The sequence below is a fragment of the Actinocrinis sp. genome (genome assembly GCF_035946395.1).
GTDB lineage: Bacteria > Actinomycetota > Actinomycetes > Streptomycetales > Catenulisporaceae > Actinocrinis.
On record NZ_DASYZI010000291.1, the window covers coordinates 1 to 15,552 of the forward strand.

The window sequence follows — 15,552 nt, forward strand, 5'->3', positions numbered from 1 at the left end:
GGTCGAACTCGGCTCGATGCCCTACGCGTTCTTCAAGGCGGTCGAGGACACCGTGCACGAGACGCTGCGTCAGGGCATCCACGGCTGGCAGGTGACCGACTGCACGGTCACCATGACGCACTCCGGCTACTGGCCCCGGCAGAGCCACGCGCACGCGGTCTTCGACAAGAGCATGTCGAGCACCGGCGCGGACTTCCGAGGCCTGACACCGCTCGTCCTGATGCTTGCCCTGCAACGCGCCGGGACCTGCGTATACGAGCCCATGCACCAATTCCGGCTGGAACTGCCGGCGGACGCGCTCGGCACCGTGACACCCGCGCTGGCACGCGTGCAGGCGGCCCCGCAGACCTCGACGATGCAGGGCTCGCTGTACGTCCTGCACGGCGAGATCCCCGCCGCCCGAGTGCACGAACTGGAGCTGGCGCTGCCCACGCTCACCCGCGGCGAGGGCGTCCTGGAGTGTGCCTTCGATCACTATCGCCCGGTTCGCGGCCCGGCGCCGAGCCGTCCGCGTTCCGATCACAACCCGCTCGACCGCAAGGAATACCTGCTCCACGTGCAGCGACGGGTGTAAGGGGTGTGGGCCGCATCCGAAACGCGGCCCACACCCGCCCCACCCGCCCCGTTTCGGGATGCCGCGGCAGCGTGGTTAGGATCGGGACAAGCGCTGAGGAGCGGCACATCCAGCGACTTCAACGCGGCAGCATGTGAATTTGGTCACCATCGTCACGGCGTGTGACGGCGCCCACGGTGATCTACACACCGGCTCCACTAGAGTGCGTTCTCGCCATAGACGAAGTCGTGCTGCTTACTCCATCGAAGCAGGAGCTTGCACAAGAGATGAGCACCGGAACCCTGTCGCCCGGACGGGCCAAGATCGACAAGCCGACGCTGCGGACGGACCGCTACTGGGTCGCGCCGCTGGCCACCTTCGTGGTCTTCCTGGCGTTCATCGCATACGCCACCTTCCGGGCGTTCCAGAACAACCACTATTTCGCCTCGCCGTACATCTCCCCGTTCTACTCGCCGTGCATCTCCGACAACTGCGTGCCGATGCCCGGCGCGGGCGAGGTGCACGTCGTCGGCAGCTGGTGGTCCTGGTCGCCGGCGCTGCTGGTGCTGATCGTGCCGCTCGGTTTCCGGATGACCTGCTACTACTACCGCAAGGCCTACTACCGGGCGTTCTGGCAGTCGCCGCCGGCCTGCGCGGTCGCCGAGCCGCACGGCAAGTACTCCGGCGAGACCAGGTTCCCGCTGATCCTGCAGAACTCGCACCGCTACTTCTTCGTCCTGGCCGGGCTCTTCAACATCATCCTGACCTGGGACGCGATCCTCGGATTCCGCAACGCCGACGGCCAGTGGGGCCACATGGGCCTCGGCACCCTCGTGCTGACGGCGAACGCCGGGCTGCTGTGGGCGTACACCGCCTCCTGCCACTCCTGCCGGCACATCATGGGCGGGCGCCTCAAGCACTTCTCCAAGCACCCGCTGCGCTACCGGGCCTGGGGCGCGGTCTCCAAGCTCAACGGTCGGCACATGCAGCTGGCCTGGGTCTCCCTGTTCAGCGTCGTGATCGCGGACCTCTACGTGTTCCTGGTCTCCTCCAACGCGTTCAGCGACCCCCGGTTCTTCTAGAGATTTCAGCGATCAGAGATCAGGCGAGATTAGCCATGGACACCTACGAATACGACGTCGTGGTCATCGGTGCGGGCGGCGCCGGGCTGCGCGCGGCCATCGAGGCCCGGGCACACGGCAAGCGGGTCGCGATCATCTGCAAGTCCCTGTTCGGCAAGGCCCACACCGTCATGGCCGAGGGCGGCGCGGCGGCCGCGATGGGCAACGTGAACCCGAACGACAACTGGCAGGTGCACTTCCGCGACACGATGCGTGGCGGGAAGTTCCTGAACAACTTCCGGATGGCCGAGCTGCACGCCAAGGAGGCGCCGGACCGGGTCTGGGAGCTTGAGCAGTGGGGCGCGTTGTTCGACCGCACCAAGGACGGCAAGATCTCCCAGCGCAACTTCGGCGGCCACGAGTACCCGCGCCTGGCGCACGTCGGCGACCGCACCGGCCTTGAGCTGATCAGGACCCTCCAGCAGGCGGTCGTCTCGTACCAGCAGCAGGACGCCCGCGAGACCGGCGACCCCGAGTCGCGCATCAAGGTCTACGCCGAACACACCATCACCCGCCTGCTGACCGAGCCGAACGGCGGCGATCCCGCCGCAGGCGCCGCCCGGATCGCCGGCGCCTTCGGCTACCGCCGGCAGGATGGCGGCTTCGTGCTGTTCAAGGCCCCCGCGGTCGTCCTCGCCACCGGCGGCGTCGGCAAGTCGTACAAGGTGACCTCCAACTCCTGGGAGTACAGCGGCGACGGCCACGCCCTCGCCCTGCTCGCCGGGGCGACGCTGATCAACATGGAGTGCATCCAGTTCCACCCGACCGGCATGGTCTGGCCGCCCTCGGTGAAGGGCCTCCTGGTCACCGAGTCGGTGCGCGGCGACGGCGGCGTGCTGCGCAACTCCGAGGGCAAGCGGTTCATGTTCGACTATGTCCCCGACGTCTTCCGCGCGCAGTACGCGGAGACCGAGGAGGAGGGCGACCGCTGGTACACCGACCAGGCGAACAACCGGCGCCCGCCGGAGCTGCTGCCCCGCGACGAGGTGGCCCGCGCCATCAACTCCGAGGTCAAGGAGGGCCGCGGCACCCCCCACGGCGGCGTCTACCTGGACATCGCCAGCCGCCGCCCCAAGGAGGAGATCCTCAAGAAGCTGCCGTCCATGTACCACCAGTTCAAGGAACTGGCCGACGTGGACATCACCGCCGAGCCGATGGAGATCGGCCCGACCTGCCACTACATCATGGGCGGTGTCGAGGTCGATCCCGACACCCAGTCCTCCATCGTCCCCGGCCTGTTCGCGGCCGGCGAGGTGGGCGGCGGCATGCACGGCTCGAACCGCCTGGGCGGCAACTCCCTCTCCGACCTGCTGGTCTTCGGCCGCCGCGCCGGCCTGGGCGCCGCCGAATACGTGGACTCCCTCGGCGGCGCCCGCCCCGCCGTCAACGACGCCGACGTCGAAGCGGCCGAGGCCGAAGCCCTGGCCCCGCTGGACCAAACCGCGGGCGAAAACCCCTACACCCTGCACTCCGAGCTCCAGCAGACGATGAACGACCTGGTCGGCATCATCCGCCGCGAGCACGAACTGCAAGCCGCGATCGAGAAGCTCGCCGAGTTCCACCCGCGCCGCGAGAAGCTGGCCGCCACCGGCGGCCGCACCTTCAACCCCGGCTGGCACCTGTCCCTGGACCTGCGCAACATGCTGCTGGTCTCCGAGTGCGTCGCGAAAGCGGCGCTCGAACGCAAGGAGTCGCGCGGCGGCCACACCCGCGAGGACTTCCCGCAGATGGACCCGCAGTGGCGGAAGGTCAACCTGGTCTGCGCGCTGGGCCCCGACGGCCACGCGCGGATCAAGCACCAGCCACTGCCGAAGATGCGCCCCGAACTGCTCGCCCTGTTCGAGAAGGCCGAGCTGAAGAAGTACCTCACCGAAGAAGAACTGGCCGACCTGCCCGCGTCGGCGACGACGGAGACGAAGCAGCCATGACGTACAAGGCGAAGTTCAAGGTCTGGCGCGGCGACGACACCGACGGCGACCTGCACGACTTCACGGTCGAGGTCAACGAGGGCGAAGTGGTCCTCGACATCGTCCACCGCCTCCAGGCCACCCAGGCCCCCGACCTGGCGGTGCGCTGGAACTGCAAGGCCGGCAAGTGCGGCTCCTGCTCGGCGGAGATCAACGGCATGCCGCGCCTGCTGTGCATGACCCGCATGTCCACCTTCACCGAGGACGAGACGGTCACCGTCACCCCGCTGCGCACCTTCCCGGTCATCAGGGACCTGGTGACGGACGTCTCGTTCAACTACGAGAAGGCACGGCAGATCCCGGCGTTCGAGCCCCCCAAGGACCTCAAGCCCGGCGAGTACCGGATGGCCCAGGTGGACGTCGAGCGCAGCCAAGAGTTCCGCAAGTGCATCGAGTGCTACCTCTGCCAGAACACCTGCCACGTGGTCCGCGACCACGAGGAGAACAAGAAGTCCTTCGCCGGCCCCCGCTTCCTCATGCGCATCGCCGAACTGGACATGCACCCCCTGGACACCCGCGAGCGCCGAAACGAGGCCCAGCAAGACCACGGCCTCGGCTTCTGCAACATCACCAAGTGCTGCACCGAGGTCTGCCCCGAGCACATCAAGATCACCGACAACGCCCTCATCCCGATGAAGGAGCGCGTCGTGGACCGCAAGTACGACCCGCTGGTCTGGCTGGGCAACAAGATCGCCCGAAAGAAGTAACCAAGCCGGCACCAGCAGCACGCAGTGCCACCCCAGTTCCCCGTTTTGTGCCCCCGTCCACCCCGGACGGGGGCACACTCGTACTCAGAAGACTGAGTTCGGGAGGGTTACGTGCCGTCAGCCGAAGAGACAGCGCGCCAGAGGATCGCCGCAGCCAAGAAAGGCCGGACAAGAGGCGTCGACCTCTCCGAACTCGGACTTAATAAAGTACCCGAGGAACTTCGCAATTTCCCGGGGCTCACCATATTGGACTTGTCTTACAACAACCTCACAGATCTGCCACGTTGGTTTGGTGATTTCACCAAGCTCGAATCACTTGAACTCAGCGCGAACAGGTTGACCGCTCTCCCCGACCGGCTAAGCAACCTTGCCAACCTGCGCGTGCTTTTTCTTTCTTCCAACCACCTGACCGAGTTGCCCGACTGGCTGACCGACCTGCCTCAACTCAGAGGGCTGTACGTGGAAAACAATCCGCTGCGAAGCCCGCCGCCCGAAATCGTCGCGCGTGGTGAACGCTCGATCATGGCGTTCCTCAGGGCACGCAAGCAAGGCTCGGTTCGTCAGTGGACCTCGAAAATGCTCGTGGTCGGCGAGGGCGGCGTCGGCAAGACCTCCACCATCAAAGTTCTGCTCGGCAAGGACTTCGACAAGTCCGAAAAGACGACACACGGACTCAAGATCTACAAGTACCAGGCCGATCACCCCTACCGACGGCGCACGCCGATGGAACTGAGCACCTGGGACTTCGGCGGACAAGAGATCTACCACGCGACCCACCAGTTCTTCCTGAGCGACCGTTCCCTATTCCTGCTGCTCTGGAACAGTCGACTCGGCTGGGAACAGGGCAGATTGCGCTATTGGTTGGACATCATCACCGCGCGGGCACCCGAGTCGCCAATCCTGCTCGTCGCGACGAACGCCCCGGCCTCGGGTCGACCCGCCGACCTCCCATTCGACGATCTGTTCGCGGTATATCCGAAAATCGTTCACAACCTCTCGATCGATAACGAGACGCGTGACGGCATCGAAGAGTTGCGCGACGCAATCGCCGAAGATGCGTCACAGCTCCCACTCATGGGAACCGAATGGCCTGCCGCCTGGCTCGCGGCCGCCGACCTGGTACGCAGCTTTCCCGGAAAACACATCACACCGGAGCACATGTCGCGGATCATGACCGGTGCCGGGCTCACATACGGCTCGCACCGAAACTACGTCGCCGACGCTCTGCACCATCTGGGCGACATCTTGTATTACAAAGATGTCCCAAGTCTCGCGGACACCGTCATCCTCCGGCCCGAATGGGTGAACGAGTACATCAGCAAGGTGCTCGACAGCCCGGAGGTCAAGCGCTCCCACGGACTGCTCAGCCGCGAACATGTCAATGAGCTGTGGTCCGACCTGGACCGCGGAATGCGCGATCACTTCCTCGACATGATGGACCGTTACGATCTGTCCTACCGGCTCGATGGCGGGACGGGACAGGACGTCAGCCTCGTCATCGAGCGCCTCCCGTGGAATGCGCCGGCTTACGAAGAGCAGTGGAACCGTCCCGATCCCGACGGCACCGAGCACGAGATCCGAGTCCTGTACCAGCTCAACACGACACCACCAGGCATCCCGACCTGGTTCATAGCGCGTACACACCGTTTCAGCACCAACACGCACTGGCGTACCGGCGCACTGCTCGCGCACCCCGATGGCCTGCACCGTGCGCTGTTGAAGACGAACCAGCACCGGCACCAGATCGAGTTGACCGTGCGCGGACCCTCCCCCGCCGCGTTCTTCGCCGTACTGGACGACGGACTCACGCTGACGCTTGATCGCTACCCGGGCCTCAGCATCAAGCGACTGGTTCCCTGCCCCTGCCAGAGCGGCAGGGCAGCAGCGTGCGAGGAACTGTTCGACTACGACGACCTCGTGCGTCGCCTGAATCGCAAGCCGCCTCGGCAGGAAATCGAGTGCCACAAGTCGGGCGACGACGTGAACGTCCCGCTCATGCTCCTCGGTCTCGCACCGTCAGAGAACGCCGAACTGCGCGGGAACATCGAACGGCTTGCCCGCGCAATGACCGAGCAGAACCATGCGCTCGCCGACCGCCTGACCGAGATCAGTGGCGACATGCAACGCACCTTCCTCAAGGTGCAGCACCAGATTCAGCTCAGCCTTGAGGCCCGGTGTCCGAGCGTGTTCACGGTCGTGCCCATCAAGAACTCGAAGATCGAAGGCAGCCTGCACGAGTTGCGGCTGTACTGCGAGGAGCCGGGCGCTTGGCATCCGCTACCGGAAAACGAGGGCTGCTACCAGCTCAAAGACTCGCCTAAGTGGCTGCGACAGTACGGGCCGTATCTGCACAGGCTCATCACCGTCCTGAAGCACGTCGCACCGCTGGTCAGCCCAGTGCTCGGCATGGCGGTCAGCACGATCAGCGAACGCACCAAGTCCGAGGTGGACACCATGGAGGCGCTTGTCGGCCAGTTGCCCACGTCCGCATCCTACGTGCGGGATGACCTTGACCTCGCGGAGAATGCGCACCCGATCGCGTCTGCCTCGTTGGAAGGCGACTTCCGCAAGCTGGAGGCCATACTCACGGGACTGGACCCGAAACGGGTGTGGGGCGGGCTGAGTCGGATCGACACGCCGGAGGGGTTGGCGCTCTACCTCTGCCGTGACCACGCGGCGCCGTACCTCCGGACGGCCCGCGCGCCAGTCGCGAGCCCGTGAAACAGCCGGTCCTGGCATGATGGCCGATCAAGGCGTGCAGAGAGCGGAGCGGCAGCATGGCGGGCAGGAACCTGACACGGGACGAGGCACGGGAGCGTGCCCGGCTGATCACGGTGGACACGTACCGTATCGAGCTGGACCTGAGCGGTGCGAAGGCCGAGGGCGCCGAGACGTTCCGGTCCGCCAGCACCATCCGGTTCACGCACGCCGAGCCGGGGCCCGACGCCTCGACCTTCCTGGATCTGATCGCGCCGCAGGTGGAGTCAGTGACACTCAACGGCCGGTCGCTTGATCCGGATTCAGTGTTCCGGGACTCGCGGATCGAGCTGACCGGGCTGGCCGCGCAGAACGAAGTCACCGTGGTGGCCTCGTGCGCGTACAGCCGCAGCGGCGAGGGGCTGCACCGCTTCGTCGACCCGGCGGACGGACAGGTGTACCTGTATACGCAGTTCGAGCCCGCGGACGCGCGTCGGCTGTACGCGAACTTCGAGCAGCCGGATCTGAAGGCTTCGTTCGTGTTCGACATCATGGCGCCCGCCGGGTGGCACATGTCGAGCAACGGGGCCGCTCTGACGCGGCGGCCGGTGGTGGATGGAGCGGCTCGATGGATCTTCGCGCCGACGCAACGGATCTCGACGTACATCACGGCCGTGGTCGCTGGGCCGTACCACGTCGCGCGCGACCACTACACGCGCAAGCTGCCGGACGGCTCGACGCTCGATGTCCCGCTGGCCGCGCTGTGCCGGGCATCGCTGGCCAAGTCGTTCGACGCCGACGAGATCTTCCTGGTCACGAAGCAGGGGCTTGACTTCTTCCACGAGATCTTCGACTTCCCGTACCCGTTCGGTAAGTACGACCAAGCGTTCGTGCCCGAATACAACCTCGGGGCGATGGAGAACCCGGGCTGTGTGACCTTCACCGAGGACTACGTCTTCCAGTCGAAGGTCACCGACGCCGCGCACGAGGCACGCGCGTGCACGATCCTGCACGAGATGGCGCACATGTGGTCCGGCGACCTGGTGACCATGCGCTGGTGGGACGACCTGTGGCTCAAGGAGTCCTTCGCCGAGTTCATGGGCTCCTACGCGCAGGTTCGCGCGACGCGCTGGCAGAACGCGTGGGTGACGTTCGCCAATCGCCGCAAGGCCTGGGCATACCGGCAGGACCAGCTCCCGACGACGCATCCGATCGTGGCCGTCATCAACGATCTCGAAGACGCGACGCTGAACTTCGACGGGATCACGTACGCCAAGGGCGCAGCGGTGCTGAAGCAGTTGGTCGCATACGTCGGCGAGGACGCGTTCCTGGAGGGCGCGAGGCGGTACTTCAAGCGCCATGCGTATGGCAATACGACGCTGGCGGACCTCTTGGCGGTGCTGGCCGAGGCTTCGGGCCGGGACATGGAGGGCTGGTCACAGGCCTGGCTGGAAACCGCACAACTCAATACCATGATTATCGAGGGCGGGGCGATCGTGCAGTTCGCAGCGCCGGGATACCTGGAGGCCAGGCCGCACCGGATCGCTGTCGCAAGTTACGCGGCGCGCGAGAGCGGGGGCGCGGACAGGGTTGGTGACGAGGTGGTGCGCACTGCGCGGCGTGAGTTGGACGTGACCGAGGCGCGGACACCGCTCGCGTTCGATTCCACGCAAGACGAGTTCACGCTGCTCAATGACGGTGACCTGACGTACGCGAAGATCCGCTTCACCAGGCCGCAGCTGGACTTCGTGCGCGACAGGCTGTCGGCGTTCGGAGACCCGATGGCGCGCACGCTGGTTTGGTCCGCGCTGTGGAACATGACCCGCGACGCGGAGCTGTCCGGGCTGGAGTTCATCGAGTTCGTGGACCGGCACGCGGCGGTCGAATCGCAGGTCGGCGTCGTGCAGAACCTGATGCAGCAGACCACGACGGTGCTCGATCTCTACCTCGCGCCGGAGGCGGTGCAGATCGGCGCCGAGCGGGCAGCGGCCATGGCGCGGCGCGAGCTGGCAGCGGCCGAGCCCGGGTCGGACCATCAGCTGGTCTGGGCGCGAGCGCTTGCCTCGACCGCGCGCGGTGAACAGGATTACGCGCTGCTGGAAGGCTTGCTGACCGACTCGCAGCCGATCGACGGCCTGACCGTGGACGCGGATCTGCGCTGGACGTTCCTGCACGCGCTGGCCCGGGGCGGCCGGGCCGACCGCGCCGCGCTGGAGGCGGCACTGGAGCGTGACGCGACTGCGGTAGGCCGCCGCAAGCTGGCCGGCTGCCTGGCCGCACGGCCGATCGCCGAGGCGAAGCACGAGGCGTGGCAGCTCGCCGTGGAGTCCGGGGACCAGCCGACCGATCTGCTGCGTGAACTGCTGGCCGGGCTGAGCACGGCGGACGGGCCCGAGCTGCTGCGGCCGTTCGTCGAGCCCTACTTCGACGTCCTGGACCGGATCTGGGCGCAACGGACCATCGAGAACGCCAGGCGGATTGCGAGCCTCGCGTTTCCGGGGCGCGTCGTGGAGCCGGACACGCTCGACCGCACTGACCGCTGGCTCGCCGAGGAGGCGCACGCCCCGGCGTTGCGACGGCTGGTGGTAGAGGCGCGGGACGACCTGGCCCGAGCGCTGCGTGCACGGAGTGTGACCGTCACCGCTTAAAGCTCGTCAGGGTAGCCTTCGCGGCCTACCAAGCCCTTGTGGTCGTACGGGTGATGCTGGTCCGGCCGGGCGTGCAGGTGACCGAAGGTCTGGCCGTAGTACACGACAGTCGACGGGCTCGCTTCGCGGATCTGGTGCACCATTCGGGCGAGTTCGCGGTTGCGCTCGCCGCTGCGGTGCGCCGTTCGGGCCAGCCATGCGGGGAAGGTGAGCAGGTCACCGACGTCGTGTGCCGCTGCGGAGGCGATCCGCATCGTCCGGCTGTCCGGTTCACCGAGCGGCCAGTGCGCCCCGAGCGTCGCGGTCGCGGCCTCGTCCGGGGCCAGCATGGTGAGCGCCAGCTCGTCTCCTGCGGAGGTGGCCAGGGTCAGTCGACCGGCACGGGCCCACACCTGCGCCTGAGTCGGCGTCAGGAGCTGCGTGCGCACTTGATCGCCGGTCCAGCGGTGTATCGCGACCGGCCCGGCAGCCGAGCCGACTTCCACAGCGACGATCCGGTGCTCAAGCACGGCCGGGGCACCGAGGTCTGAAGCCTGCGGGGGCGCATCCTGTTCGTGCCCGTGTTCGATCATCGGGTGCGAGTGGACGTCGGTATGCACGCGCGGTGGGTTACGCACACCGGGGTGGACCGGATCCGGGCCGTGTACCGCCGACTCCGATGGGTCGGGCGGAGCGGAGGCGTCTTGTGTGTCGTGGGAGTCCATCGCGGTCATCGCTGCGTTCCTCCTGCCGTGAAACTTCCCGGCGGTCCCCCCTGCCGCCATCATCCGCCGCACCGCGTCCTTACACCAGTGCACGGCTGCCACCAGTGCATGGCGACCTGCGCGAACGGCCTTCGGTACCGCTCGACGCCCCTCGATAGCATTACGGCCATGCCAAGCCGCCCCGCCGTGCACACGGCGCCGACGACCTGTTCGGCCTACTCCGCCCGGCTCGGCGAGCCATTGGCCGGAACCGCGCCTTCGGCGGTGGCCTGGCTGGCGATCGAGCAGCCCGGACCGTGGGGCGCACGCGCGCTGACCGAGTCCCACCTGGACCGCGGCCTCGGCGCGGAGCTGAGCCGCCGGGCCGAGGGCACCGGAGTGCGGATCGCACTGATCCGCCGGGTCGGGCACCACGCGCTGACCAGCTGCGACGCGCCGCGCACGGTGCTGATCTGCGACACGCGGCCGGGCTTCGCGGCCGTGCGCTCGTTCACGGTGCCGGATCCGCGCGACCTGCTGGACCTGGATCTCGCCGCGCTCGGCTCCGGTCGGCTGGAGACGGGCACGCCGCGCCCCGATCCGCTGATCCTGGTGTGCACCAACGGAAAACGTGACCGCTGCTGCGCGCTGCTCGGCCGGTCGCTCGCCCTGGATCTGGCCGAGCCGGGTTCGCTCGGCGCGGCCGACGTCTGGGAGGCGGACCACCTCGGCGGGCATCGGTTCGCACCGACCGCCCTGGTACTGCCGACCGGTTACGTGTACGGACGCATCGACGCCGCCACCGCGATGACCGCAGTCGGCGCGGCCTCGCGGGGGCAGGTCGTCACCGCGCAGGCGCGTGGCCGCAGCACGTGGTCACGCGCCGGGCAGGCCGCTGACCTCGCATTGCGTACCGAACTCCAGGAGTTCGGCGCGGACGCGGTCCGGGTCGTCGGCGAGCAGCGGCTCGACGGCGAACGCTGGAGCGTCGATCTCGTCAGCGACGAGATCCGGTACCGGGCGTTCGTCGAGGAGTCGAACGTGGTGGAGGCTCGGCCCGAATCCTGCGGCAAGACCTTCGGCAACCCCGCACACTTGCACGTCACCGCTCTGGAGAAGGCGCAGTAACGCGCAGACGACCGAACATGGGCACATGGACGCATGGACGGGTGAACGCGCGACCTTTTCGTTCTGGTGTTTCTCCGGGCTACGCGTATCCCCGGCTACTGCCCGCTACGCGTCGATCCGCGAGCGGTCGAGCAGCGCGGCCGAGTTGACGATGTACTCGCGGCGCGGGGCCACGTCCGTCCCCATCAGCAGTTCGAACATCTTCTCCGCGGCCTCGGCGTCGGAGAGCGAGATGCGGCGCAGGATCCGGCGGCGCGGGTCCATCGTGGTCTCGGCCAGCTGGTCGGCGTCCATCTCGCCGAGGCCCTTGTACCGCTGCACCGGGTCCTTGATCCGCTTGCCGCGCCGCTGTAGGTCCGCCAGGGTGCGCTTGAGCTCGGCGTCCGAGTACGTGTACAGGTACTCGTTCTTCGCCTTGCCGTGCCCGATGACCTCGATGCGGTGCAGCGGCGGCACGGCGGCGTAGACCCGGCCGGCCTCCACCAGCGGTCGCATGTAGCGGTAGAACAGCGTGAGCAGCAGGGTGCGGATGTGCGAGCCGTCCACGTCCGCGTCGGCCATCATGATGACCTTGCCGTAGCGGGCCGCGTCCAGGTCGAAGGAGCGCCCGGTGCCCGCGCCGACCACCTGGATGATCGCCGCGCACTCGGCGTTCTTGAGCATGTCGGCGACCGAGGACTTCTGCACGTTGAGGATCTTGCCGCGGATCGGCAGCAGCGCCTGGAACTCCGAGGAGCGGGCCAGCTTCGCGGTGCCGAGCGCCGAGTCCCCCTCGACCACGAACAGCTCGGAGCGGTCCACGTCGTCGGTGCGGCAGTCGGCCAGCTTCGCCGGCAGCGCCGAGGTCTCCAGCGCGTTCTTGCGGCGCTGGGTCTCCTTGTGCATGCGCGCGGCGATCCGGGTCTTCGCCGCCGCGGCGATCTTCTCCAGCACCGCGCGGGCCTGTGGCTTGGTGTTGCGGTGGCTGCTGGTCAGAAAGGCGTGCAGCCGCTCGGAGACCACCGCGGCCACGATCCTTGCGGCCGCCGGGGTGCCGAGCACCTCCTTGGTCTGGCCCTCGAACTGCGGCTCGGCCAGCCGGACGGTGACCACCGCGGTCAGGCCCTCCAGGATGTCGTCCTTGACCACCGGGTCGTCGTTGACCTTCAGCAGCTTGACCGCGCGCAGCTGCTCGTTGACCGTCTTGACCAGCGCGCGCTCGAAGCCGGTGAGATGCGTGCCGCCCTTGGGCGTGACGATGATGTTGACGAACGACCGCACCGTCGTGTCGTACTCGGTGCCCCAGCGCAGGGCGACGTCGACGTCCAGGCGGCGCTCGACGTCCTTGGGCGACATGTGCCCGGCGTCGTCGAGCACCGGCACGGTCTCGGTGAAGGTGCCCGAGCCGGTCAGCCGCAGCGTGTCGCTGATCGGCCGGTCCGCGGCCAGGTACTCGCAGTACTCCGAGATCCCGCCGGCGAAGTGAAAGGTCTCCTGCGACGGCTCCGAGCCGTTCGGCGAACGCTCGTCACGCACGACGAGCGCGAGTCCGGGCACCAGGAACGCCGTCTGCCGGGCCCGGCCGTACAGCTCCTCAAGCGAGATCTCGGCGTCCTTGAGGAAGATCTGCCGGTCCGGCCAGAACCGGGTGCGGGTGCCGGTCACCCCGGCCTTCTTGGCCGAGCGGCGGCCCTTGGTCAGGCCGTTCTGCGCGGTGAACGCCTCGCTGGGTCCGTCGCCGTCGAAGACGCCGGGCACGCCGCGCCGGAACGAGATCGAGTGCGTGGCGCCGTCCCGGTCCACCTCCACGTCGAGCCGCGAGGAGAGTGCGTTCACCACGGACGCGCCGACGCCGTGCAGGCCGCCGGAGGCCGCGTAGGAGCCGCCGCCGAACTTGCCGCCGGCGTGCAGCTTGGTCATCACGACCTCGACGCCGGACAGGCCTGTCTTCGGCTCCACGTCGACCGGGATGCCACGGCCCTGGTCGTGTACCGCCACCGAGCCGTCCGAGTGCAGGATCACCTCGATCCGGGAGCCGTGGCCGGCCAGCGCCTCGTCCACCGAGTTGTCGATGATCTCCCACACGCAGTGCATCAGGCCGCGGCTGTCGGTGGACCCGATGTACATGCCGGGGCGCTTACGCACCGCTTCGAGGCCTTCGAGCACCAACAGGTGGCGCGCCGTGTACTCCGCGCTCTTCTTGTCGCCGCGCGGGGTGCTCGCCGGGGCGGTGAGGCTCGCGGTCACGGTGATTCAGCTCCTCGTCAAGGTGGTGGCGCTGCCAGAGTAGCGGTTCGGTCGGACACTCAAGGCCCGTCGCCACTTACCCAAAGATGTCGACTAAATGTCGGCAAGGGCGTCGACGAGTCTCACGATGCGTATCCGCCTGGATACGGAACGCCGAAAATCCGGGATGTTTCGGGCATCGGAGCGTACGCCCTGAGCGAACTAGACGAGAATTGGCTCAGAACGCTGGCGTAGGGACTATCCGCAAATGGTTTGATGTTGATCCGGGTAGGCGGCGCCGAGCGCACCGCCCACCGGACGCCCGGACCGGCGCACCGGGCCAGGTGATCCACGCAGGATCGCCCGGCCACGGGCACAGTCGACGCAGAAAGAAGGGGCGACGTGACCGCTGTCCTGACACCAGACCTCCTCCCCGCCGAGGCGCTCAACGCGCTCGACCGTTGCGACCGCTGCGGCGCGCAGGCCTACCTCCGCGTCATCCTCGCCTCTGGGGGCGAGTTGCTGTTCTGCGCCCACCACGGCAAGAAGTACGAGGAAAGCCTCCGCTCGATCGCCGCCGAGATCCACGACGAGACGGCCAAGCTCGCCGAGACCACGGCCGCCACGGCGTCCGACGCGCGCTGAGCTGCGCGTTAACCCCGGTTCCGCACTTACTCAAGAGCCAACGAAAGGGCCGTGCCCAGCAAGGGCGCGGCCCTTTCGTGTACGCACGCGCAGGCCACGCCCCCGTACGGCTCGCCTGCGGAATTAGTCCAGGTAGTCGCGCAGGACCTGCGAGCGCGACGGGTGCCGCAGCTTCGACATGGTCTTCGACTCGATCTGCCGGATCCGCTCGCGGGTGACCCCGTACACCTTGCCGATCTCGTCCAGCGTCTTCGGCTGCCCGTCGGTCAGGCCGAACCGCATAGAGACGACGCCGGCCTCGCGCTCGGAGAGCGTGTCGAGCACCGAGTGCAGCTGCTCCTGGAGCAGGGTGAAGGAGACCGCGTCGGCCGGCACGACCGCCTCGGAGTCCTCGATCAGGTCGCCGAACTCGCTGTCGCCGTCCTCGCCGAGCGGGGTGTGCAGCGAGATCGGCTCGCGGCCGTACTTCTGGACCTCGATGACCTTCTCCGGGGTCATGTCCAGTTCCTTGGCCAGTTCCTCCGGGGTCGGCTCGCGGCCGAGGTCCTGGAGCATCTGCCGCTGCACGCGGGCCAGCTTGTTGATGACCTCGACCATGTGCACCGGGATGCGGATGGTGCGCGCCTGGTCGGCCATCGCCCGGGTGATCGCCTGGCGGATCCACCAGGTGGCGTACGTGGAGAACTTGTAGCCCTTGGTGTAGTCGAACTTCTCCACCGCGCGGATCAGGCCGAGGTTGCCCTCCTGGATCAGGTCGAGGAACAGCATGCCGCGGCCGGTGTACCGCTTGGCCAGCGAGACCACCAGGCGCAGGTTCGCCTCAAGCAGGTGGTTCTTGGCACGGCGGCCGTCCTCGGCGAGGATCTCCAGCTCGTGCTTGAACCGGGGGTCCATCTTCTCGCCGGAGTTCAGCTTCTCCTCGGCGAACCGGCCGGCCTCGATCCGCTTGGCCAGCTCGACCTCCTGCTCGGCGTTGAGCAGCGGGACCTTGCCGATCTGCTTGAGGTAGTCCTTCACCGGGTCCGACGTCGCCCCGGCCACCGCTACCTGCGCCGCGGGCAGGTCCTCGTCGTCGTCGCCGTAGACGAACGCCTCGTCCTCGCCCTCCTCGCCGGCCGGCCTGCCCGCCTGGATCACGACGCTCCCGGCCACGGCGGCCACGCCCGGCTGGCCGGGCTCGCCGGCGTCCGCCGCGGGC

Annotated in this window: 10 protein-coding genes and 1 pseudogene; 8 read left to right on the top strand and 3 right to left on the bottom strand. The window is 67.7% G+C overall.

Annotation, left to right across the window (positions count from 1 at the left end; all coding sequences use genetic code 11):
- The 6 genes and pseudogenes from VGS97_RS17745 to pepN form a co-directional block, all read left to right on the top strand.
- Positions 1-574, top strand: a pseudogene (locus VGS97_RS17745) (GTP-binding protein); the annotation flags it as partial.
- A 266-nt stretch (positions 575-840) separates the two neighbouring features.
- Complete coding sequence (locus VGS97_RS17750) at positions 841-1,635, top strand: hypothetical protein (protein WP_326854680.1); 795 nt, start codon at positions 841-843, stop codon at positions 1,633-1,635.
- Between the two features lie 35 nt (positions 1,636-1,670).
- Positions 1,671-3,602, top strand: a complete 1,932-nt coding sequence (locus VGS97_RS17755; RefSeq protein ID WP_326854681.1) for a fumarate reductase/succinate dehydrogenase flavoprotein subunit — start codon at positions 1,671-1,673, stop codon at positions 3,600-3,602.
- Positions 3,599-4,348, top strand: a complete 750-nt coding sequence (locus VGS97_RS17760; protein ID WP_326854682.1) for a succinate dehydrogenase/fumarate reductase iron-sulfur subunit — start codon at positions 3,599-3,601, stop codon at positions 4,346-4,348. Before VGS97_RS17755 ends, VGS97_RS17760 begins: the two co-directional genes overlap by 4 nt.
- 111 nt (positions 4,349-4,459) lie before the next feature.
- Positions 4,460-7,069, top strand: coding sequence for a COR domain-containing protein (locus tag VGS97_RS17765; protein WP_326854683.1), 2,610 nt, complete (start codon positions 4,460-4,462; stop codon positions 7,067-7,069).
- A 56-nt stretch (positions 7,070-7,125) separates the two neighbouring features.
- Positions 7,126-9,693, top strand: a complete 2,568-nt coding sequence (pepN, locus tag VGS97_RS17770) for an aminopeptidase N (protein WP_326854684.1) — start codon at positions 7,126-7,128, stop codon at positions 9,691-9,693.
- Here the strand turns inward: pepN and VGS97_RS17775 are convergent.
- Complete coding sequence (locus VGS97_RS17775; RefSeq protein WP_326854685.1) at positions 9,690-10,406, bottom strand: hypothetical protein; 717 nt, start codon at positions 10,404-10,406, stop codon at positions 9,690-9,692. The genes pepN and VGS97_RS17775 overlap by 4 nt on opposite strands.
- Positions 10,407-10,565: 159 nt before the next feature.
- Between VGS97_RS17775 and VGS97_RS17780 the strand changes: the two genes are divergently transcribed.
- Positions 10,566-11,504: a sucrase ferredoxin gene (locus tag VGS97_RS17780; RefSeq protein WP_326854686.1), complete on the top strand. Its 939-nt coding sequence runs from the start codon at positions 10,566-10,568 to the stop codon at positions 11,502-11,504.
- A 105-nt stretch (positions 11,505-11,609) separates the two neighbouring features.
- On the opposite strand, the gene VGS97_RS17785 is transcribed toward VGS97_RS17780, so the two are convergent.
- The gene (locus tag VGS97_RS17785) at positions 11,610-13,730 is read right to left on the bottom strand and encodes a DNA topoisomerase IV subunit B (RefSeq protein WP_326854687.1); all 2,121 of its coding nucleotides are present in this window, start codon (positions 13,728-13,730) and stop codon (positions 11,610-11,612) included.
- Between the two features lie 393 nt (positions 13,731-14,123).
- Between VGS97_RS17785 and VGS97_RS17790 the strand changes: the two genes are divergently transcribed.
- The gene (locus VGS97_RS17790; RefSeq protein WP_349262176.1) at positions 14,124-14,354 is read left to right on the top strand and encodes a DUF7455 domain-containing protein; all 231 of its coding nucleotides are present in this window, start codon (positions 14,124-14,126) and stop codon (positions 14,352-14,354) included.
- Between the two features lie 123 nt (positions 14,355-14,477).
- On the opposite strand, the gene VGS97_RS17795 is transcribed toward VGS97_RS17790, so the two are convergent.
- On the bottom strand, positions 14,478-15,552 hold a 1,075-nt coding region (locus VGS97_RS17795; protein ID WP_326854689.1), incomplete at its 5' end, for an RNA polymerase sigma factor.